The organism is Lentzea sp. NPDC051838 (assembly GCF_040681245.1).
Lineage (GTDB): Bacteria > Actinomycetota > Actinomycetes > Mycobacteriales > Pseudonocardiaceae > Lentzea.
The window spans coordinates 497,385-517,517 of the sequence record NZ_JBFAYI010000004.1 but is presented as its reverse complement, the minus strand read 5'-3'; the positions used below and the strand labels follow the sequence as shown (position 1 = coordinate 517,517).

Below are 20,133 nucleotides of genomic sequence, written 5' to 3'. Positions count from 1 at the left end.
GATCTCCCCCTTCTTCAGCGATAGCCGACGGCCAGGTGGCCCAGGCTGTCGCGCCCGATCTCGGCGTCCACTTCGAACACCTCGCGCAGCAGCGGCGCGGTCAACACTTCTTCTGCGGCACCATCGGCGACGACGGTTCCGCCATGCATCAGGACGAGCCGGTCGCAGTAGCGGGCGGCCAGCGCGAGGTCGTGCAACGCCACCACGACGGTCTGCGGCGTGCGGCTCGCCAGGTCCATCAGGTCGAGCTGGTGGCGCACGTCCAGGTGGTTGGTGGGCTCGTCCAGCAGCAGCCCCGACGTCTGTTGCGCCAACGCACGGGCCAGGTGGGCACGTTGCCGTTCGCCACCGGACAGCTGCTTCCACGGCCGGTCCGCCAACTGCACGAGATCGAGCCTCGCGAGTGCTTCCGCGACGATCGCGTGGTCGGCGGTGTCCGGGCCGCGCCAGCGCGACCGGTGCGCGGTCCGGCCGAGCATCACCACGTCGGCGACGCGCAGATCGCTGTCCGTGTCCGCGGTCTGCTCGACGAACGCCAGCTTGCGTGCGCGGTCTTCAGCAGACCAGGACGCGATGTCCACGCCGTCGTAACGAACGGCTCCCGCGGTGAGCGTGCGCAGGCCCGCGATGCACCTGAGCAGCGACGACTTGCCGGAACCGTTCGGCCCGATGAGCCCGACCGTCTCGCCCGCGTCGACCTTGAGCGACACGTCCCTGACGATCGTCTTGCCCGGCACGCCCCAGCTCAGATGTTCGACAGCGATCCTCACAGCTCTCCCCTCCTGCGCAGCACCAGCAGGAAGAGCGGCACGCCGAGCAGCGCGGTGAACACGCCGACCGGCACCTCCAGCGGAGCGAACACGACGCGGGTCAGCGCGTCTGTCCAGACCAGGAACACCGCGCCGACCACCGCCGAGAGCGGCAACAGCCTGCGGTGCAACGGTCCGACGAGGAACCGGACGCCGTGCGGCACGATCAGCCCGACGAACCCGACGGCACCCACCGCGGCCACCGCGACGGCGGTCAGCACCGACGTGGTCACCAGGAGGACAGCCCTCGTGGCGCGGACGTCGATGCCGAGCGACGACGCGGTGTCGGACCCGAACGCGAACCCGTCGAGTGCGGACGAGCACAACCACACCACGAGCAGGCCGACGGCCAGGACGACCGAGCACACCACCACGGACGCCCAACGGGCCGAGGCGAGCGAGCCCAGCAGCCAGTTGGTGATGGCACGGATGCTGTCGGCGTCACCGGACGACAGCAGGATCAACGACGTGAGCGCCGCGAACAGCTGACCCACGACCACACCGGTCAGCACGATCCGGGACGAGTCGAGCCCGGTGCGCCTGAGCAGCCACATCAACAACCCGAACGACACCAGGGCACCGATCAGCGCGCCACCGGTCACCCCGAGCTGCGACCCCGCGAACCCGAGCACCACGACGACGACCGCGCCTGTCGACGCTCCCGAAGACACTCCGAGCAGGTAGGGGTCGGCGAGCGAGTTCCGCGTGATGCTCTGCAACGCTGCCCCGCACACCGCGAGCGCCGCGCCGACCAGTGCCGCGAGCAGCACCCGCGGCAGGCGCAGGTCCCAGATCAGCGAGTCGAGCAGGCGTGGCAGCGGGGCGACCGGCAACCCGAGGCGGACGCCCAGAGAGCGGCCAATTTCTGGCCAACTCGCGGCCACTCCTGTTCGGACGGCGAGCACGAGCGAGACCATCAGAACCGCGAGACTCAGCAGAGTCAGGAGCACGCCCTTGTCGCGTCGAGCGGGAGCAGCGGGGACGACATCGAGTACGGCCGCCTCAGCCACGGCCGGCGATCTCGTCCAGCCCGGCGCCGAACGCCCGCAGCGCGTCCACAGTGCGCACCGACGGGTCCATCTCGATGCCGGGCAGCTCGATCACCTTGTTGTCCCGCAAGGCCTTCAGCTGCGAGACCGCCGGGTGCTCGCGCATCATCGCGAGCTTCTCGCTCGCCTTGTCGCCGGCAATGCCGCGTTCGGACAGATCACCGATCACGATGACGTCGGGGTCGCGGCGGGCGATCTCCTCCCACGACGTCTCCGGCCACTCCCGACCGAGGTCGTCGAAGACGTTCGTGGCACCGGCGATCCTGCTCACCTCGCTGGGCATGCCGTCGCGGCCCGCCACGTACACGACCCCCTTGAAGACCGAGTAGACCCAGACGACCTTCACCGGATCCCGTTTCACCGCCTGGACTTCGGCCAGCACCTTGCGCTGGTCGTCCACGAGCTTGGCCGCCTTCTCGGTGGTGCCGAAGATCCTGCCGAGGTTCTCGTAGTCGCGGAACAGCCGCTCGAACGCGGGCGTCGTGCCGTCCGGGCAGTTCACCGCGCTCACGAACGTCGGCACACCAAGGGATTCCAGCTCGTCTCGCGTGCCGGCGCGGTCGGGCGTGAACAGCTCCCCGTACGCCGACACGACGACATCCGGGTTCGCGGCGCGGAGCGGTTCGGACGTGAGGAGCTTGGGCGAGAGCACCGGGATCTTCGCGTAGGCGTCGGCGAACTTGGGCGACACCTTGGTCTTCACGTTGGCGGTGCCGGCCATGCGGTCCTGAAGTCCCAGCGCCAGCAGCGTTTCCGTGGAGTTCTGGTCCAGCGCCACCGCCCGTCGCGGCGTTCCGGAGAAGCTGAGCTTCTTGCCGCAGCTGTCCACCACCACTTGCGCTTGTGGTACTTCGGCGCCTCCCGGGGTGGCGCAGCCCGCGGCGAGAACCGCGACCAGTGCCAGGCCGAGCCGGGCGGGGTGAGACATCGGGACCTCCGGTGAACGAGTCGAGCAGACTCGGTTACTGTAACGACAATCATTTTCAAATCAAGCCTCTCGAAAGGTCAAGTGCGTGGTTCACGACACAGCGCGCAGCAGCCCCTCGGTCCTGCGCAGCCCCCAGTTCCTCCGCCTCTGGGCGGCGACCACCGCGTCGGGCATCGCGACCTGGGCCCTGCCGTTCGTGCTGGGTCTGGCGGTGTTGTCGCGCTCGTTGACCGCGGTCGAGCTGGGCATCCTGCTCGCCGCGCGCACCACCGGTTTCCTCGCCGCGGTGCCGATCAGCGGCGTGCTGGCCGACCGGTACGCCCGCCGCCAGGTCGTGCTCTGGTCGGGCCTGACGTCGGCGGTGGCCGCGCCGGTACTCGCGGCCTTCGTGGGCAACTCGCTGGTGATCGCTGCCGTCGCGGCCGCGGTGATGGGTGCGGGTCAGGGCGCGTGCCGTCCGGCGTTCTCGGCGCTCACGGCCGAGGTCGTGGAGACTGATCAGCGGCAGGAGGCCAATGCGGCGATGACCATGTCGATCCGGGTGACGACGCTGGTCGCGCCGGGGCTGACCGCACTGCTCGCGCTTTTCGTGAACACGCAAGGGTTGCTGTTGGGGATCGGCGCGCTGTGGCTGGTGGCGGCGCTGGTGCCGCCGGCCGGTTCGGGAACGGTGTCGGCGGCCCCGAGCGGGACGGGATTCGTCACCGAGTTCCTCGACGGCGTGCGCGAGGCCCGCAGGCATCCGTGGTTCCTGGCGGGCCTGGGCGCCCTGTCCGCAGTCATCGCGACCGGCTACTCGGCGACCGGCGTGATCCTGCCCCTGGTCAGCCGCGACCGCTACGGCACGGAAGCCGTGCTCGCGGGCGCCCTGACCGCCTACACGCTCGGCGCACTGGCCGGAGCCGTCCTGATGGCCCGCTGGCGCCCGCGCGCCGCCGGCTGGACCGGACTCTTCGGCCTGGCGCTCTACGGGTTCGCCCCGCTGGCCTTGCTGCTGCCGGTCCACCCGTTCGTCGTGATCGCCGTCTACGCGGTGGCGGGCCTCGGCATCGACCTGTTCAACGTGCCGTGGTTCACCGCGACCCAGCGCGAGGTCGAACCGTCGAAGCTGGCCCGCGTGTCCTCTTTGGACTTCCTGCTGTCGTACGGCCTGGCGCCCGTAGGCCTGGCGCTCATCGCCCCCGCGATCACGGCGTTCGGCACCGCGCCGGTCCTGATCATCTGCGCACTGGTCTGCTTCGCCGCACCCGCACTCGCCGCACTGGTGCCGTCGTCGCGCAACTTCGGACGTTTTGAGTAGCAGTACTCATGACAGTCCGGGTGTGACCCAGGACTCTCAGGATCATGAGTTCTTCCACGCCCTCGCACACCCCGACCAGCCCTGCCTTCTACCTGCAGGCGGTGCTGTCGTTCGGGCTCTCGCTGACCGCCGTCGGCATCGGAGTCGTGTTCCTGCCCGTCGACGGCTGGGTGCGCGCGTTCCTGGGAATCGCGATGCTCTACTGCGTCACGTCGGCGTTCACGCTGGCCAAGGTGATCAGGGACCGGCAGGAGGACACCTACATCTCCAGCCGGGTCGACAGAGCCCGGCTGGACAAGCTGCTCACCGAGCACGACCCCTTCAAGCTCGACGCGCCCTGACCTACTTGGAGGCGGCCTTGCGCAGCTCGCGCTTGAGCTGCTGCTTGTCCATGGTCGAGGCGTTCGAGAGTCCGAGGTTGCGGGCCTGGGTCAGGAGCTCCTCGCGGGTGGCCTGACCGGGCAGCTCGCCGAGGTGCTCGGCCCGGCTGGCCGCGAACCGTTCGCCCAGCTGGTAGCGACGTTCGGCACTGAGACGCGTGCGCATGCCGGGCAGGACGGTCTTCTCCTCCTCCTCGACGTGGTGGGAGACGGCGTCGACGACCTTCTTCAGCGCCTCGTCGTACTTCGGGGAGTCCCAGTCGCAGTCCAGCAGCTTCGCGAGCAGCTGTTCGGCCTCGGCGTGCTCCTCCTGGCTGTGCTCGACCTCGTCGGTCTCACCGGCCTCCTCGATGGCGACCGGGTAGACCTCGGACTCCTCGGCGCGGCTGTGGGCGACGAGCAGCCCGCACAGGACTGGGGTGAGCAGCGGTCGTTTTTCGGGATGGCTCTTGAGTTCGTCCCACAGCCGCTCCACCTCGCGGTGGTCCTGCATGATCAGGTCGACGACGTCGTACTGCACGGAGTCCTCCTACGGGTTCCTGGGACGGCGAGTGAGTTGTGGGACAGGTCAGCGTCCGAGCGCGTTGGCCAGCTCCTTCTTCGTCATCGTGGAACGGCCCTTGATGTTCTTCTTCTTGGCCTCGTTGTAGAGCTGGTCGTACGTCGGGCCTTTCGCACCGCTGTGCGAGCGCTGCCCACCGCGCTTCTGCGGCGACATGTCCTCAATGGACGATTTGCTCGCCGTCCTGGACTCGCCTGCCTGGGCGCGGTTCTTGTTCACCGTCCGGGCGGCGATCTCCTCGGCCCGCTTGGACGAGGCGCCGCGGCTGCGCGCGGAGTCCTTGATGTGCTCGTACTGGCGTTCACGTTTCGCGTTCGATCCCGCTGGCATCACGACCTCCTGGTTCCTGTACCGCGAATACCCACGGGCAGAACGGTTCACACCTGGGTAGGACGGCCCGATTCCGGGCGATCCGGATTTCTGCTGCCCGATTGCGCAAGTGATTGCGTTGCGTCTAGAGAGAAAGACGCACACGGTGCATATGGTTTGAGGCTTGACCTGCAGGTTCACTTGAGTGGGTGACACCTTTTGGTCTTTTTGGGAAATGATCTCGAATAGAATTGGTGGCATGGAAGCAGTCGAGGCCATCGATGCTCTCACCTATCATCAGAAACAGATTGCCTATCATCAGGCGCAGTGTCTGCACGTCCTCGCCGACCATGCCATTGCGTGTGAGGGCGTTGAGTTCTTCGAGGCGGAGATCGCGGCTGCCATGCACTGGACCACGCGGTGGACGAGCGACCAGATCATCATGGCGCTGGAGATGGTGACGAGGCTGCCGCTGACGGTCGACGCCCTGGAGAAGGGTGAGATCGACTTCTACAAAGCCCGCGTCCTGCACGACAAGACCATGCCCCTGTCCGCAGATCACGCGGCCGAGGTGGAAGCGCGCGTGCTGGTGAAGGCGCCGAACCAGACAGGCGCCCAGATGCGGCAACTCACCAACCGCGTCGTGATGCGCGTCGACCCCGAGGGCCACAAGGACCGGGCGGAGCGCCGCAAGGCGGAGCGTTGCACGGGTATCGACAAGCTGGAAGACGACATGGCCCGCCTGTTCGCCTATCTCCCGGCGGACGTGGCCCACATGTGCTTCGAGCGGGTCGACACGATCGCCCGCGCGGTCCGAAACCCGAAGGACCCGCGCACGCTCGACCAGATCCGCGCGGACGTGGTGGTCGACCTGATCCTCGCGACCCGCGACGGCGCCAGCGCGGTGAAGACCGAGGTCTACGTGACCATCTCCGCCGCCACGCTGATGGGCCTGTCCGAACAGCCCGGCGAACTCGCCGGGTACGGCCCGATCAGCGCCGAGATGGCCCGCGAGCTGGCCGCCGACGCGACCTGGCGCCGCCTGCTCACCGACCCGAAGTCAGGCGAACCCTTGGAGTTCGGCACCAGCACCTACCGCCCACCCGCAGCGCTACGCAGGTTCATCTGGACCCGCGACCGGACCTGCCGCTTCCCGGGCTGCATGCGTCCCTCGCACGAATCGGATCTGGACCACACGATCCCGTTCCCGAAGGGCCCGACCTCCGAAGCGAATCTCGGTGCGTTCTGCCGCTACCACCACCGCGTGAAACACCGCTCAACCTGGGAAGTAGCCCAGAAGAAACCAGGACAGTTCACCTTCCGCAGCCCGGCCGGGAAGACCTACACCCGCGAACCGGAGCCAGTGCTGGGCGACCTGCCGCCGTTCTGAACATCCCCCAACGGAAATCTCGACATCGCAACCCGCCCCTGGCAACCACCTACGCAACCGGTGGACGTCGCACGCAACCGGCCCACGCCCCGCAACCACCCACGCAGGGCGACCACAGAAACTCGGTCCAGCACACGCCCGACGAAGGAGGGCATGTGCTGGTTCGGCGAAGCCGTGCCCTGAAACTCAGGAACCCAGCGACACCCGAAGAACCCCGCCCCGCTGCACAAAACCCTCCGGCAGCCAAGGCGAACCCTGCTCCCGCCCGTTCCACCGAACGCTGTCCACGTAAACGTTCGGCGCACCCGGAGCAAGCACCGTGATGCCGCGCTGAGCAATCCGCGCCCGAGGAAACATCGGACTCGACACATGCAGCTCAGCACTGCTCGGCGTCCGCGGGTACAACCCCAGCGCAGCGAACACGTACCAGGCAGACATCGTCCCGAGATCATCGTTACCGGGCAGACCACCAGGCCCGGTGCGGTAGACCAGCCGAGCCATCGCCCGCACGGTCTCCTGGGTCTGGCGAGGCTTCCCGAGCTCGTTGTAGATCCACGGCGTGTGGATGCCGGGCTCGTTGGTCGGGTCGTACCGGAGCGCGTCACCGCCAGTGGCCCACGATCCGTCCGCCCGGTGGAAGAACGCGTCGAGCCGCGCGGCCGCGATGTCCTTGCCGCCCATGGCTTCCGCGAGGCCTTGGACGTCGTGCGGTACCATCCACGTGTAGGTGGCGCTGCTCCCCTGCGCGAAACCCTGGTCGGACGCCGGGTTGAACGGGGTCACCCACGATCCGTCAGCCTTGCGCGCCTGCTGGTAGCCGGTCGACGGGTTGAACGTGTTGCGCCACCAGCCCGCGCGCTTCCGCAGCTCTTCCGACGGACGGCCCAACCTGCGAGCCAGATCGGCGAGTGCCTGGTCCGCGACGGCGTCTTCGAGGGTTTCGGCGGCGCCGCCCCAGCAGTGGCACGTGTCCTGCGGGGCGTAGTTGAGCCTGAGGTACTCGGCGAGGTTCGGACGCTGGCCCTCGCACTGGCCGGGGCAGCCCTTGTCGGACAGGCCGTCCGGGTGCGGGACGGTCGCCTGGCGCAGCAACGAGTCGTACGCGGCCTTGACGTTGAAGTTCCTGGCGCCCATGGCGTACATGCCCGCGATCGCCGGAGCGGACGGGTCGCCGGTCATCACGTGCGTCGGGCCGTTGACGTGCACCCAGCGGTCCCAGACGCCGCCGTTCTGCAACGCCAGGTTGAGCAACGACTGGGCGTAGTCGCCGGCGACCTGGGGTTCGAGGAAGGCCAGGAGTTGCGTGTGGGCGCGGTACTGGTCCCAGCCGGAGAAGTTGCCGTACTGCACCTTCTGGCCCGCCGCGAGCCTTCGCACCTTGCGGTCGCTGCCGAGGTAGGTGCCGTCGACGTCGCTGGCCACGTTCGGCTGCAGGAACGAGTGGTACAGCGCGGTGTAGAAGATCTTCCGCTCGTCGGCCGTCCCGCCGTCGATCTCGACCGCGCGCAGTTGCTTCGCCCAGGCCTTGCGGGCTTCGTGAGCGACGTCCGCGACGGAAGCACGCTGCGGGATCTCCGCCGCGAGGTTGCGCCGAGCCGCTTCCGCGCTGGTGTAGGAGATGCCGACGCGCGTGGTCACCTTGGTGTCCGCAAAGGACACATAACCGCCGGAACCCTTGCCCGCGCGGTTGTTCCCGGTCAGGTAGCCCTCGCCACCGGACGCGGTGGTCGTGCCCGGACGGAGGTCGCTGTTGACCCACGTCCCGAAAGACGTGATCGGCCGGTCGAAGCTCGCCGTGAAGTACAGGCGGTAGTAGGTCTTCTGGTTGTTCGTGCCACCGTTGGCGCGACGGCCGCAGAACGCGCCGGTCAGCACCGAGCCCGAGACGGTGTTCGTCGAAGGGTCGATCGTGATCTCGGCGTCCTCGCTGCCGTTGAGCGAGTTCGAGGCGCGGAACAGCAGCGAACCCTGTCCGGCCGGAAAGCCGAACTCGCCGATGCCCGCACGGGTGGTCACCGAAAGATCAGCTGTTGCACCGGACTTCAGGCCCACCCGGTAGCGGCCGGGCTCGGCGATCTCGTCCGCGTGCGAGAAGTCGCTGGCGTAGATCTGGTCCTTGGTGTCCGCGGTGGGCGACGACGTGATCGCGCCGACGTGCGGCATGATCGGCACGTCACCCGCCGCACCGGGGTGGCAGCCGGCGCCGTTGACGTGCGTGAGGCTGAAGCCTCGCACCCGCAAAGCGTCGTAGGCGTAGCCGTTGGCAGCGCCCGTGTTCGTCTGGTCGCCCCGCGTGGACGTCGGGCTCCAGGAGATCATCCCGAACGGCCGCACCGCCCCCGGATACGTGTTGCCACCGCCCGCCGAGCCGATCAGCGGGTCGACCGACGAGGTGTCGTCCCGCAGCGCCGCGCTCGCGGGAGTCGCCAGCGCGGCGGTGAGGACAGTGACCACTACGAACGGGAGCGCTCTCACGTCCCGGGACAGTAACCGGTTTCTAGTAAACGCAGGGTGGCCGGTATCCGTCGATCTTGAGTCCGCGGAACTCCAGGTCGTTCTTCGTCTTGCCGACGAACACCAGGCCACGGGCGTCGTCGAGCGCGTCCGCGAGCGGGTAGGACGGCTTGCCCAGCTCCGGCAAAGTTGTCCACTTGTCAGGGTTGAAGCTGAAGAACTTCGTCACCAGCCTGCCCCGAGTGGACGGGATCTTGGTGACCCATTTGTCGCCACCTGACCAGTGCGAGGCCGGCCGCAGCTGGACGTACAGGTCGTTGGTCGCGCTGTAGGTCATCCAGAAACCGTGCGAGCGCGACAGGTTCGCCTCGGCCTCGAACTTGTTGCCCAGCCACACGACCATGACCGCCCAGTCGTCGGCCAGGAACTTGATCTTCGCCGTGTAGTCGTGCCTGCCGCGAGGCGCGAGGATGCTGCCGGTCGCGGGCTCGGTGGCGCCCTCACCACTGGCGATCCACTGCTGCAACCGGTCGATGGACGGGGTCCTGCACTCCGCGCCGTGCGAGGCGTTCGCGGTGGTCGTCGAGCCGAGCGTGAACAGCGCGCACGCGATCACGGCGATGCGGCCGAGCGTCGAATTCAAGCGCATCTCGCGGACCGTACTCGCAATTGGTATGAACCATTTCGTTCACTGTTGACCGAACGGGGTAATCCCCTTGCTCTCCAGGCATCTTGTCGTGCCCGTCGTGCGGTGGTGGGCTGGAAGTCGTGTCCACCACGTTCTGGATGTTCCCCGAAGGTGTGGCGAAGCTGACCGCCCAGCTCGACCGGGCACGGGAAGACGCGGCCCAGGCGAAGGCGCACGTCACCCGGCACTGCGCCCTCTCGCTCGGGCAGGTGGGCCTGCTGCCGGACACGTTCGGGGCCACCGGGGTGCACAAGAAGGCCGTGGCACTGGTCGAGCGAACGCTGGGGAATCTGGCCGCGCGGATCGAGTACGTGGTGGAGGGAGTTCGGGCGAGCGTCGACGACTACCAGACCGCGGACGACGAGAGCAGCCGCGTGTTCGGCGCACTCGAAGCACTTCTGCCGCCCAGCGGGTCGTTGCCACCGAGCTACCTGCGCTACGGACTGACGTTTCCCGGTATCTCGTTCTCCGACCTGGCGGAGCCGACCGCGGTGCTGCGCGATCCCGGGACCGGGGAAAAGGAGCCGTGGAGCTTCGACCCGGTGTCGCTGGACTGGGTCAACCCGACGTCGTACGTGCGGACCTTCATCCAGGAGGTCACGGGCCGCGATCCGTTCCAGCAGGTGACACTCGCACTGTCCGGGGACTGGATGTTGTTCCAGCGCGTCGGGTTCGTCTGGGTGCAGATCGGCACGTTCTGCGAGCAGCTGGGGAAGAACCTGGCGCGCGCGGCGTACGACCTGCGCGACGTGTGGAAGGGGCGCGAGGCGGAGGCCGCCGAGCGATACATCCTCGCGCTGGCCAACGCGACCACGGACTTCGCCCAGTTGTGCCGGCAGCTGGTGGCTCGCTACAGCAACGCGGCGACCGCGGCCGAGGAGTTCAACGAGTTCGCCGCGGGCCTCCTGGCCGACGTCGTCGCCAACGCGCTGCTGGGCATCGCGACGAAGGTGGCCTCGGCGGCCACGCCACCGGCGATGCGCGTGGCGGCGAACACCGCGCTGGCCCTGCTCGCCGCGCGCATCGTGCTGCAGCTCAAGTGGTTGAACGACAAGTACGAGATCTACCAGAACGCGCTCGGCCTGGCCGCCACATGGGTCAACAACACCGAGTTCACCGGTCTCGACCCGCTCATCGCCGAGAGGTCACTGCGATGAGCGATCGGCTCGGCGTGGCGGTGCTGCGGTTCCTCGCGAAGCAACCACCGTCGGACGTGATGGGTGAGATGGCGCGCGAGGTGTTGTCGGGCCGGACGACCCTCCACGAGGTGATGCGCAGCTCCGCCTACTCGGAGGCGCTCACGGAAGCCGCCGCGGAGGCGGTGCGTGCCATCGACGCGATGACACCGGAGGAACGCCGTGCTGCGGAGGAGATGGGCGAACAGGCAGTGGCCGACGTCCTCGATCCCCCGCCACCGGCGCCAGAACCGAGGCGAGCTCCGGTGGACCACGACTGGGACGAGGCATTCACCTCGCCGTGGGATCAGAACGACCACTTCTAGACCTGGACAGCGGATTGTGAGCGTGCCTCGCGACGCTCACAGTGACGGCGTGCGCCCTGCCAGATGGCTTGGATTCATAGCTGCTACAACGATTTTCGCCGCCCAACTGACCACGCCCGCCGCCGCCTCCACCGACTGCCCCGCCACCGTCGACGACAAAGCGTTCCCGTCCGCCGCCAAGCTGCGCGACCTGAACGCCACCGTGGCCGGCTTCGGCGTCCGCGCCACCGGCAGCCCTGCCCACAACCGGCTGATCTCCTGGCTGGAACGCCGCGTCTCCCACCTGCCCGGCATGTCCGTGCGCTCCGAACGCATCCCGATCCAGCGCTGGCAACCAGGCCCCGGCCTGCTGCTCTCGGGCGGCGCCGTGCCGGTGGCCTCCGCGATCCCCTACTCCGCCCTGGGTCTGCGTTCCGGCGAACTGATCGCACTGCCCCTCGGCACCCCGATCACGGCCGCGAACTCACGGGGCAAGGTCGTCCTGCGCTCGTTTCCGCCCGTCGATCGCGGCTACCTCGCCGAGCCGGTGCTCGATCGCGACATGACCGACGCCGGAATCGCCGGTGCCGCGGGTGTCGTCGTGGCTCTTCCGTTCCCCCACGACCAGGTCCGCGGCTATTGGGATCCGCACACCGGCACCCACTACCGCGTGCCGGGTGTGTTCATCGGTTCCGACGCGGCCGCACGGTTGCAGGTCGGCACGCGCACGACCATCGGCGTCCTGGCGGCGCGTCTCCCGGCCGTGACCCGGTCGCTGATCGCCACCCTGCCCGGCCAGAGCTCCGAACGCATCGTCATCGACACCAACACCGACGGCGTGGGCTGGGTCCAGGAGAACGGAACCGTCGGACTCCTCGCTCTGGCCGAACACTTCGCCCGCCTTCCGCTGCGCTGCAGGCCTCGCACGGTGGAGTTCGTCTTCGCGACCGCTCATCTGCACCGCTCGTCGGAAGGCAGCGAGGTCCGCGCTCGCGCACTGGACGCCGACTACGACAAGGGCTCCGTCGCGTTCGCGTTCGTCCTGGAACACCTGGGCACCCGCGAGTTCCTGCCCGTCAACGGTTCTCTGCAGCCCACCGGCGCCGCCGAGCTGTCCGGCTGGTTCGCGGGCAGTCCCGCGCTCGCCCAGGCAGCCGCGGTGGCGCTGGCCGGACGCGCCGTCGACCGCACCTTCGTCTTACCCGGCAGCGACCTCCCGGTGCCGGGCCGCGTGCCACCGCAGTGCTCGTTCGGTGGCATCGGCACGCACTTCCACTCGCACCTGGTGCCGACGATGGCGATGATCTCCGGCCCGTGGACGCTCTGGGCGCCTTCGTTCGGCGCGGAAGCCGTCGACCACGAACGCATGCGCCGCCAGGTCCTGGCAGCGGGCGACGCGATCCTGGCACTCGCACCCGTGCCACGTGACCAGATCGCCGGTCCGTACCTGGACTTCCGCCGAGCCCGCGCGGCAGGCGCGCCCACCTGCTCGCACGACCTGCCGCCCGCGTGGGCTCCTAGAAAGTGATCGACGCCTGCACCGGCAGGTGGTCGGACGGGTACTGGCCATCTCGCCGGTACGTGTTGATCGCCGCGGCTTCCACGGTCGCGCCGCGCGTGAGGATCCAGTCGATCCGCGGACCGTTCGGCACGAGCGGTCCGTAACCGTGGAACGTCCCGAAAGCCGGGGTGGTCTGCCTTCCGCTCAGCCAGGTGTCGGTCATCCCGCCGATCAGGACGTCGTAGGTGGGTGACGCGGCGGCCGGGGCGTTGAAGTCACCTGTCAGCACCACCGGCAGGGACGTTCGGGCGAGCAGGGCCCGCACGAACTCCGCGCTGCGCAGGCGGGAGTTCTCCGACTCGTGGTCGAAGTGGGTGTTGACGGCCACGAACTGCTTGCCGGTGTTGCGATCCGCGAACCGGACCCACGTGACCATGCGGATCACGTTGTTGCCCCAGGACTTCGAGCCCACCACGTTCGGTGTCGCGGACAGCCAGTGGTGGTCGAACTCCAGCGGCTGCAGCCGGAGGGTGTCGAAGAAGATCGTCATGAACTCGTCGTGGCTGCCACCCGCGCGGCCGAGGCCGATCCAGTCGTAGTGGTCCGGCAGGTCGTGCGCGATGTCCAGCAGCTGCGGATAGAGGCCCTCCTGCGTGCCGAGGATCGCGGGCAGCTCGGCACGCAGGAGTTGGGCCATCACGGGACGTCTCGCGGCCCACGAGTTCGGCTCGGCGTCCGAGGCGTAGCGCAGGTTGAACGACATCACGCTCAAGGTCGACACCACTCCGAGCATGGCACAAGCCCGCCCCTCGAAAGGGACGGGCTTGTTCTTTACGCCGCCGCGTACCCGGTCGGCCGGGCGGTGAACGTGCCGCGGCCTTGCGTCCGGCTCCGCAAGCGAGTCACGTAGCCGAACATCTCCGCCAACGGCACCGAAGCCGTCACCACGGTCTCACCCGAACGCGCCTCCGAGCCGAGGATCCGGCCCCGCCGCGCGCCCAGGTCACCGAGCACGCCGCCGAGGTACTCGTCGGGCAAGGTGACCGTGACCTCGGCGATCGGTTCGAGCAACGTCATCGCGCCGGCGCGCAGGGCGTCGCGCAGGCCCATCCGGCCTGCCGTGCGGAACGCCATCTCCGACGAGTCCTTGACGTGCGTGGACCCGTCGGTCAGCGTCACGCGCAGACCCGTCACCGGGTGGCCGAGCGGTCCGTCGGCCAGCGCGTCACGGCAGCCCTGTTCGACCGCGCGGACGAACTCGGCCGGCACGCGCCCGCCGGTGACCGTCGAGCGGAACTCGAAGCCCTCCGCGAGCGGCTCGGTGTCGATCACGATGTGGGCGAACTGGCCCGCACCTCCGTCCTGCTTCACATGCCGGTACACGAATCCCTTCACGCCGGACGCGAGAGTCTCGCGGTAGGCCACCCGCGGGCGGCCCATCGTGATCTCGATGCGGTGGGTCGTACGTGCCTTCTCCACCGCCACCTCCAGGTGCAGCTCACCCAGGCCCGACAACACCGTCTGGCCGGTCTCGGGGTCCGTCGCCACTCGCAGCGACGGGTCCTCCTCGACCAGGTGTGCCAAGGCTTCTGCCAGCCGTCCGTTGTCGGCGGAGGTGCGAGCTTCCACCGACACCGAGACGACCGGATCAGCCGACACCGGTGGTTCCAGCAGCAGCGGAGCCGTTGGCGCGCACAGGGTCGTGCCGGTGCGCGCCGACTTCAGGCCGACGAGAGCGACGATGTCACCCGCGACCGCCGTGTCGACCGGCGTGTGCCGATCGGCCTGCACCCGCAGGATCCGGCCGATGCGCTCGGTCCGGCCGCCCACGAGCACGGACTCTCCCTTGTGGAGGGTGCCCGAGTACACGCGGACGTACGTCAGCCGGCCGGTGGCGGTGGCGTTCACCTTGAACACCAACGCCGCGAACGGCGCGTCCGGATCCGCGTGCCGCTCCTCACCGTCGACGCCCCGCACCGGCGGAACGTCCACAGGGGACGGAAGGTACGCGATCACCGCGTCCAGCAACGGTTCGATGCCGCGGTTCCGGTACGCCGAACCCGCCAGCACGACGGTTCCGGTGCCCTGGCCCGTGATCTCGCGCAGCGCCTTCCGCAACGTCTCCTCGGACAGACCTCTCTCGAAGAACTCCTCCAGCGCGTCGGAGTGCAGCTCCGCCACGGCCTCTTCCAGCAGTCGGCGACGCCGTTGCGCCTCCGCCAGCAGCGTTTCCGGCACAGGACCCTCCACAAGAGATGGATCCCAGGTCAGCGCACGCATGCTCACGAGGTCGACGACGCCGACGAAGCCGTCCTCGGCCCCGATCGGCAGCTGCACCACCAAAGGCACGGTGTGCAGCCGAGTGCGGATGGAGTCCACGGCCCGGTCGAGATCCGCGCCCGCCCGGTCGAGCTTGTTGACGAACGCGATCCGCGGCACACCATGGCGATCAGCGGCACGCCACACCGACTCGCTCTGCGGCTCGACGCCCGCGACGCCGTCGAACACCGCGACAGCCCCGTCCAGCACGCGCAGGGACCGTTCGACCTCGTCGGAGAAGTCGACGTGCCCCGGCGTGTCGATGAGGTTGACCCGATGCCCGTCCCACGTGCAGCTGACGGCAGCGGCGAAGATCGTGATGCCGCGGTCGCGCTCCTGCGGGTCGAAGTCGGTGACGGTCGTGCCGTCGTGCACCTCGCCGCGCTTGTAGGTGGTGCCCGTCGCGAACAGGACGCGTTCGGTCAGGGTCGTCTTGCCCGCATCGACGTGGGCGAGGATGCCGAGGTTGCGGACAGCGTTCAACGTGGTCGTGCGCATGGCTCAGGTGCCTTTTCCAGGTGAGAAAGGAACTACGAGGTCAGCGCGATGAGCCGACGAACCCGCTCAGGGGTACGTCAGACACTCCGGTGCCCGGCGCGCAGCGAGCAGCCGGGGTGCGGAGACACGAGGATCACGTCGAAGCGCGACGAGGGAACGACAACGGCGGTACGCACGGCCGGTCTCCCTTCGCCTCGATGATGTTGATCGTGGAGTGTAGACACCCCGGCGATCACACGACAGCGGTTTTCCGACTCAGGAGCACCTGAATCTTTCCCGCGACAGAGTCAACAACGGGCCACAGCGGATTGTTCCGCCAGTTCGCGACTCCGGCCGTCTCGATGGTGTCCAGGAGCTCGCGCAGGTCGAGGACGGCGTCCACCTCCACCTGATCGCGGAACACCTCGCCGAGCTCCAGCGAGAGCTTCGGGTTCATGACGCCCTGCACGGCCCACTCCTGGAAGACTCGCCCCGGCAGCAGATCCGCGAGGCGGTGGTAGAACTCCACGCGCTTCAGCGGCCGGCGCACCCCCGCGTGAACGGCCGCTTCGAGCGCCCACCACTCGACGACCTTCTCCGCTTCCTCCCGCGACTCCCACTGCCGGAGCTCCTTGCGCTTCATCGCCTTGGTGAGCTGGCGGTGCACAGCGGGCTGGTACACCCCGCGCACGCGGAAGTTCGTCAGGTGCACCCGCGGCACGACCATCTGGGACACCGGCCCCGGGCTGCCGCGGTGCCGGCCGACCACCACGACGTCCTGCCCGCCGTCGCCCCACTGCGGCGGCAGCACCCAGAGCTTCGTCCCCGGCGAGAAGTGCACCAGATCGGTGGCGGCGACGTTCGCGACCACGCACCACCCCAGCAGTTCGTCCACGGTCACAGTCTGACCAGCGACACCACGTCGGCGCTCGCCGATTTCCGCGCGATATTCCAGCCGGAACCGCAAGTAGGGTATTTGCCCCGTTCGGCGCCTGCCGCACCTGACCTCGACACCTAACGTGCTTCTGATGTACCGCAACGAGATCAGCGGCATGGTGACCGGCCTCTCCGTGCAGGTCGGACACATCACGATCTCGTCGTGCCCGCAGATCACGGACGATCCCAAGCCGTTGACCAGAGCACTCAACGACGTCACCGTCGTCTTCAAGTCGGCGACCGGGACCGGACGTGGCGTGCGCGTCGGCAGCAACCTGGTGCTCACGCTGTCGAGGTTCGTGCCGGAGCACAAACTGATACCGGGCCATCCCGAACTGGCCCTCGTCGAGTGCGCGGCGGATGACGGCACGTACGCGTGCATCGGCCCCGACCAGCCGATCGACGCCTTCACCACGGTCCTGGAGAGGGTCCCCGGCTCCCCCGTCCTGAACCAGCTCACCGGCGAGGTGTGCGCCCTCGTCACCGGGCCCGGCACCACGACGCCCGTCCCCTCGCTGCCCCTCGAACCGCACGAGCGCTGGCTCGACCTGCTCAGCGACGCACAGCTCCTCGAGAGCAAGCGCAGACACCTCAAACCGGTGCTGCGGAAGTACCTCACCGCGGTGCGATCACTCGGACAGCAGCACGAGTACGAGCGCGCCGAGAGCCTGGCGCCCGATCTGCAGACGATCTACCTCAAGCGGTGGGCCGAGAACGACTCCGACGACGAGGAAACCGCTCTCCCGCCTGTGATCGACGCCGACCAGCTCCTCACCACCTACCCCAACTCCCAGGTCGTCGCGGAGCCCGGTGTCGGCAAGTCGAGTCTGCTGCGGCACTTCGCCGCCCAGACCGCCGACGCCTGGCTGACCCGCCGCGGCAGCACCGTCGTCCCCGTACCGATCACAGCGGACGCCCTCACCCGCGACAACCGCCTGCCCGAGGCACTCGCCGACGGCGTCGAGGCCGATCTGAACCTGACCCGGCCGCAGCTCGTGGAGCTGTTCGCCGGGGCACCGCTGGCCGGGGTCCGCTGGCTCGTCCTGGTGGACGGCCTCGACGAGGTGATCGACCCCCAGGCGCGCACAAGACTCCTGCGCCGCATCGGCCAGCTGCGCGAGGACGCCCTCTACCAGGTCGTGGTGACCAGCAGGTACCTCAGCACGAAGGACATCACGAGGTTCGAGAAGAACGGCCATCCCACCTACGTCCTGACCCCGTTCAACGACGCGGACCTCGACCAGTTCGTCACGACCTGGCTCGCCGACGCAGGACGTCCCGAAGCGGAAGCCTCCCAACTGGTCGCACGGCTGCGCACCTCCAAGCTCGACACGCTGATCTACGTTCCGCTGATCGCCACGATGGTGTGCGCGCTGCACTGTGCGAGCCCGGAGGACGAGCCGCCCCGCAACCAGACCGAGTTGTACCGGCGCTACGTCGACTGGCAGCTGTCCAAGGTCTCGCAGAACGACCTCGGTGCGCGTCTCGAAGCCTGGCAGGCCAGATCAGGTCGGTCCGCGGAGAAGACCGCCGCGAAGGTGCGCGACGAGCTCGAGCCGTTGCTGAGCGAGATCGCGTACGGGTTGCTGACGGTCACGCCCGAGCCGACGGTGCGGGACTACGCGATGTCGCGCATCAAGAACGCTGACAGGGAAGTGGTCGACGAGGCACTGCCCATGAGCGGGCTGGTGGTGCGACGCGGCCAGGAGATGGTGTTCCGGCACCGCACGATCATGGAATATCTGGCTGCCCGGCACGTCTTCGCCACCCGGCCCAAGCCGCGCTGGCTCCTCGAACCAAGCTGGGGCAACCGGTGGGAGTGGCCAGACCTCGGCATGAAGGTCTTCCTCGCGGCGCTGCTGACCGAGGACGGCGCCGACATCCGGCCCCAGCTGCGGCGGCTCATGTGGCCGACGTTCCGCAAGCAGCACATCGGTTTCCTCGCCGCGCTCGTCCGGCACGGCGTCGAGGTCGACGAGAAGGTGCTCGCCAGAGCCGTGCGCCTGCTCACCAGAACCGTGCGGTCCGCGAAGACCGGCAAGGACTGGCAGCAGCACGTCCAATGGCTGCACGAGATCGACACCGACGCGACCACCGCCGTCCTGCGGGCCATGGTCGAACAGCCGGGCAAGATCACCTCCAACCGGCTCTTCGAGGCCATCCGCTACCTGATCGGCATGAGCACGTTCGACAACATGGAGTTCGTGGTCAGCTACCTCAAGAACCCCGCGGTGGAGAGGATCGCCCGCAACAGCGTCGACCTGCTGCTCAGCGCCGTCGACGTGAAACTGAGCGTGCAGGCCTTCACCGAGCTGGCCACCGACGCGCCGGAACCCCGGCTTCGCTTCCAGGGCGCCGAGTTCGTGCTGCGCCACGACGTCGACCGCGGCCTGCAGCTGCTCGCTCGCCTGGCCCGGCACACCTCGACCTCCGACGACGTGCGGATTCGCGCGATCAAGCTCGCCTCGGAACACGACAAGGCACTCGGCTTCGTCTTGTGGGGCGAGTTCATGACGACCGCGCGGCTGGAGGAGTCCAGAGCGGACGCGATGGAGCTGCTGTACCAGCACGATCCGGCGTCGACTGTCGCCCAGCTCGACCGCGCCAGGAAGAAGCTGAGCCTGCCCGTCGCGCGCCGGCACGAGTTCTCGCTCTTCCTCGTCCGCCGGGCGGGGCACGATCCCCAGATCCTGCTGATCACCGCGGCGAGTCACGAGGTGCCCCAGGACCAACGCGTCCAGGCGGCTCTGCTCAACGCCACCACGAACCGGGAACGCGCGGTCAAGATCCTCGAGGACGTGGTCGACCGAAGCAGCTCGGACGACCGGGAGTTGTTGAAGAACATCCGGCACCTGCGGTCGATGGACGAGGCCAAGGGTGTGCAGGCGCTGGTGAACCTGGCGAACGACCGGCACCAGAAGGACGAACGCCGGATGCAGGCGGCCGAGGAGCTGCCGCGGATCGAGGCGATCGAGGCCTACGACCAGCTCGCCGACGACCCGGCGCTCGAAGACGACAACAAGCTCGTGGCGGCTCGGCGCCTGCTCAAAATCAGTCATGCCAGAGGGGTCGAAGCACTGGTCCGGATCGCGCAGAACCACCTCGTCGCCACTCCTGTGCGGATGAAGGCCGCGCACGACGCGAAGTTCGAACGACTCGAAGCCGGCTACCGCGCCTATTCCAGCATCGCGGAGGACGGGACGGTCATGGACACGCTGCGGGTCAAGGCCGCTCTCGAAGCCAAGAGGTCCAATCGCAGCAAAGGGAACAAACTGTTGAAGAGCCTGGTCAAGGTTCAGCTCAGCGGCGAGGCCCAGCTCGCCCTGGCCGCGGCGCTGGACAGGTCGGACGGAGTGCTGCTGCTTCAGCGCATGGCGGGCTCCACCCTGCCCGCGAGTCACCGGCTCCTGGCCGCCGAACGCCTCATCACCCTCGGTGGCGCCAAAGTTGCCGCCGACGCCTATCAGAAGATCGCGGACTCGACGAAGGGCGTGTCGCACCTCCAGCGGCAGGAAGCGCAACGCGAGGCGACCCGGCTGCGCAAGCGCTGA

General features: G+C 68.4%; 17 protein-coding genes. 7 read left to right on the top strand and 10 right to left on the bottom strand.

What is annotated here, in order from left to right:
- Nucleotides 1-14: 14 nt before the first annotated feature.
- Genes AB0M24_RS13550 through AB0M24_RS13540 form a run of 3 tightly spaced genes read right to left on the bottom strand, consistent with a single transcriptional unit; the run spans nt 15 to nt 2,786 of the window.
- Nucleotides 15-770, bottom strand: coding sequence for an ABC transporter ATP-binding protein (locus tag AB0M24_RS13550; RefSeq protein ID WP_363765644.1), 756 nt, complete (start codon nt 768-770; stop codon nt 15-17).
- On the bottom strand, nt 767-1,819 hold the full coding sequence (locus AB0M24_RS13545) for an iron chelate uptake ABC transporter family permease subunit (protein WP_363765642.1): 1,053 nt from the start codon (nt 1,817-1,819) through the stop codon (nt 767-769). Before AB0M24_RS13545 ends, AB0M24_RS13550 begins: the two co-directional genes overlap by 4 nt.
- The gene (locus AB0M24_RS13540) at nt 1,812-2,786 is read right to left on the bottom strand and encodes an ABC transporter substrate-binding protein (protein ID WP_363765639.1); all 975 of its coding nucleotides are present in this window, start codon (nt 2,784-2,786) and stop codon (nt 1,812-1,814) included. The genes AB0M24_RS13545 and AB0M24_RS13540 overlap by 8 nt, the downstream gene beginning before the upstream one ends.
- An 85-nt stretch (nt 2,787-2,871) precedes the next feature.
- On the opposite strand from AB0M24_RS13540, the gene AB0M24_RS13535 reads away from it, so the two are divergent.
- Entirely contained in the window at nt 2,872-4,086 is a 1,215-nt protein-coding gene (locus tag AB0M24_RS13535; protein ID WP_363765636.1) for an MFS transporter, read from the top strand.
- 44 nt (nt 4,087-4,130) lie between these two features.
- Nucleotides 4,131-4,427: a YiaA/YiaB family inner membrane protein gene (locus AB0M24_RS13530; RefSeq protein ID WP_363765633.1), complete on the top strand. Its 297-nt coding sequence runs from the start codon at nt 4,131-4,133 to the stop codon at nt 4,425-4,427.
- Nucleotide 4,428: 1 nt separating this feature from the next.
- On the opposite strand, the gene AB0M24_RS13525 is transcribed toward AB0M24_RS13530, so the two are convergent.
- Both AB0M24_RS13525 and AB0M24_RS13520 read right to left on the bottom strand, forming a co-directional pair.
- On the bottom strand, nt 4,429-4,986 hold the full coding sequence (locus AB0M24_RS13525; protein WP_363765630.1) for a hemerythrin domain-containing protein: 558 nt from the start codon (nt 4,984-4,986) through the stop codon (nt 4,429-4,431).
- 48 nt (nt 4,987-5,034) lie between these two features.
- Nucleotides 5,035-5,358: a plasmid stabilization protein gene (locus tag AB0M24_RS13520; RefSeq protein ID WP_363765627.1), complete on the bottom strand. Its 324-nt coding sequence runs from the start codon at nt 5,356-5,358 to the stop codon at nt 5,035-5,037.
- 184 nt (nt 5,359-5,542) lie between these two features.
- Here AB0M24_RS13520 and AB0M24_RS13515 point away from each other — a divergent pair, with 184 nt between their 5' ends.
- The gene (locus AB0M24_RS13515; RefSeq protein ID WP_363765624.1) at nt 5,543-6,727 is read left to right on the top strand and encodes a DUF222 domain-containing protein; all 1,185 of its coding nucleotides are present in this window, start codon (nt 5,543-5,545) and stop codon (nt 6,725-6,727) included.
- Between the two features lie 186 nt (nt 6,728-6,913).
- On the opposite strand, the gene AB0M24_RS13510 is transcribed toward AB0M24_RS13515, so the two are convergent.
- The gene (locus AB0M24_RS13510; protein WP_363765621.1) at nt 6,914-9,202 is read right to left on the bottom strand and encodes a GH92 family glycosyl hydrolase; all 2,289 of its coding nucleotides are present in this window, start codon (nt 9,200-9,202) and stop codon (nt 6,914-6,916) included.
- Nucleotides 9,203-9,224: 22 nt separating this feature from the next.
- Complete coding sequence (locus tag AB0M24_RS13505) at nt 9,225-9,830, bottom strand: hypothetical protein (protein ID WP_363765618.1); 606 nt, start codon at nt 9,828-9,830, stop codon at nt 9,225-9,227.
- Nucleotides 9,831-9,949: 119 nt separating this feature from the next.
- On the opposite strand from AB0M24_RS13505, the gene AB0M24_RS13500 reads away from it, so the two are divergent.
- From AB0M24_RS13500 to AB0M24_RS13490, 3 genes are read left to right on the top strand one after another with little or no spacing between them, the layout of a single operon-like run.
- Entirely contained in the window at nt 9,950-11,026 is a 1,077-nt protein-coding gene (locus AB0M24_RS13500) for a hypothetical protein (protein ID WP_363765615.1), read from the top strand.
- Nucleotides 11,023-11,370, top strand: coding sequence for a hypothetical protein (locus tag AB0M24_RS13495; RefSeq protein ID WP_363765612.1), 348 nt, complete (start codon nt 11,023-11,025; stop codon nt 11,368-11,370). Before AB0M24_RS13500 ends, AB0M24_RS13495 begins: the two co-directional genes overlap by 4 nt.
- A 49-nt stretch (nt 11,371-11,419) precedes the next feature.
- Nucleotides 11,420-12,877 carry a hypothetical protein gene (locus AB0M24_RS13490; protein ID WP_363765609.1) on the top strand — a complete coding sequence of 486 codons (1,458 nt, stop codon included), beginning with the start codon at nt 11,420-11,422 and terminating at the stop codon, nt 12,875-12,877.
- Here the strand turns inward: AB0M24_RS13490 and AB0M24_RS13485 are convergent.
- From AB0M24_RS13485 to AB0M24_RS13475, 3 genes are all read right to left on the bottom strand, one after another.
- On the bottom strand, nt 12,867-13,631 hold the full coding sequence (locus tag AB0M24_RS13485) for an endonuclease/exonuclease/phosphatase family protein (RefSeq protein WP_363765606.1): 765 nt from the start codon (nt 13,629-13,631) through the stop codon (nt 12,867-12,869). The genes AB0M24_RS13490 and AB0M24_RS13485 overlap by 11 nt on opposite strands.
- A gap of 50 nt (nt 13,632-13,681) precedes the next feature.
- Nucleotides 13,682-15,667 carry an elongation factor G gene (gene fusA / locus AB0M24_RS13480; RefSeq protein ID WP_363765603.1) on the bottom strand — a complete coding sequence of 662 codons (1,986 nt, stop codon included), beginning with the start codon at nt 15,665-15,667 and terminating at the stop codon, nt 13,682-13,684.
- A gap of 232 nt (nt 15,668-15,899) precedes the next feature.
- Nucleotides 15,900-16,541: a hypothetical protein gene (locus tag AB0M24_RS13475; RefSeq protein ID WP_363765600.1), complete on the bottom strand. Its 642-nt coding sequence runs from the start codon at nt 16,539-16,541 to the stop codon at nt 15,900-15,902.
- 133 nt (nt 16,542-16,674) lie between these two features.
- Here AB0M24_RS13475 and AB0M24_RS13470 point away from each other — a divergent pair, with 133 nt between their 5' ends.
- Nucleotides 16,675-20,133, top strand: coding sequence for a hypothetical protein (locus AB0M24_RS13470; RefSeq protein ID WP_363765597.1), 3,459 nt, complete (start codon nt 16,675-16,677; stop codon nt 20,131-20,133).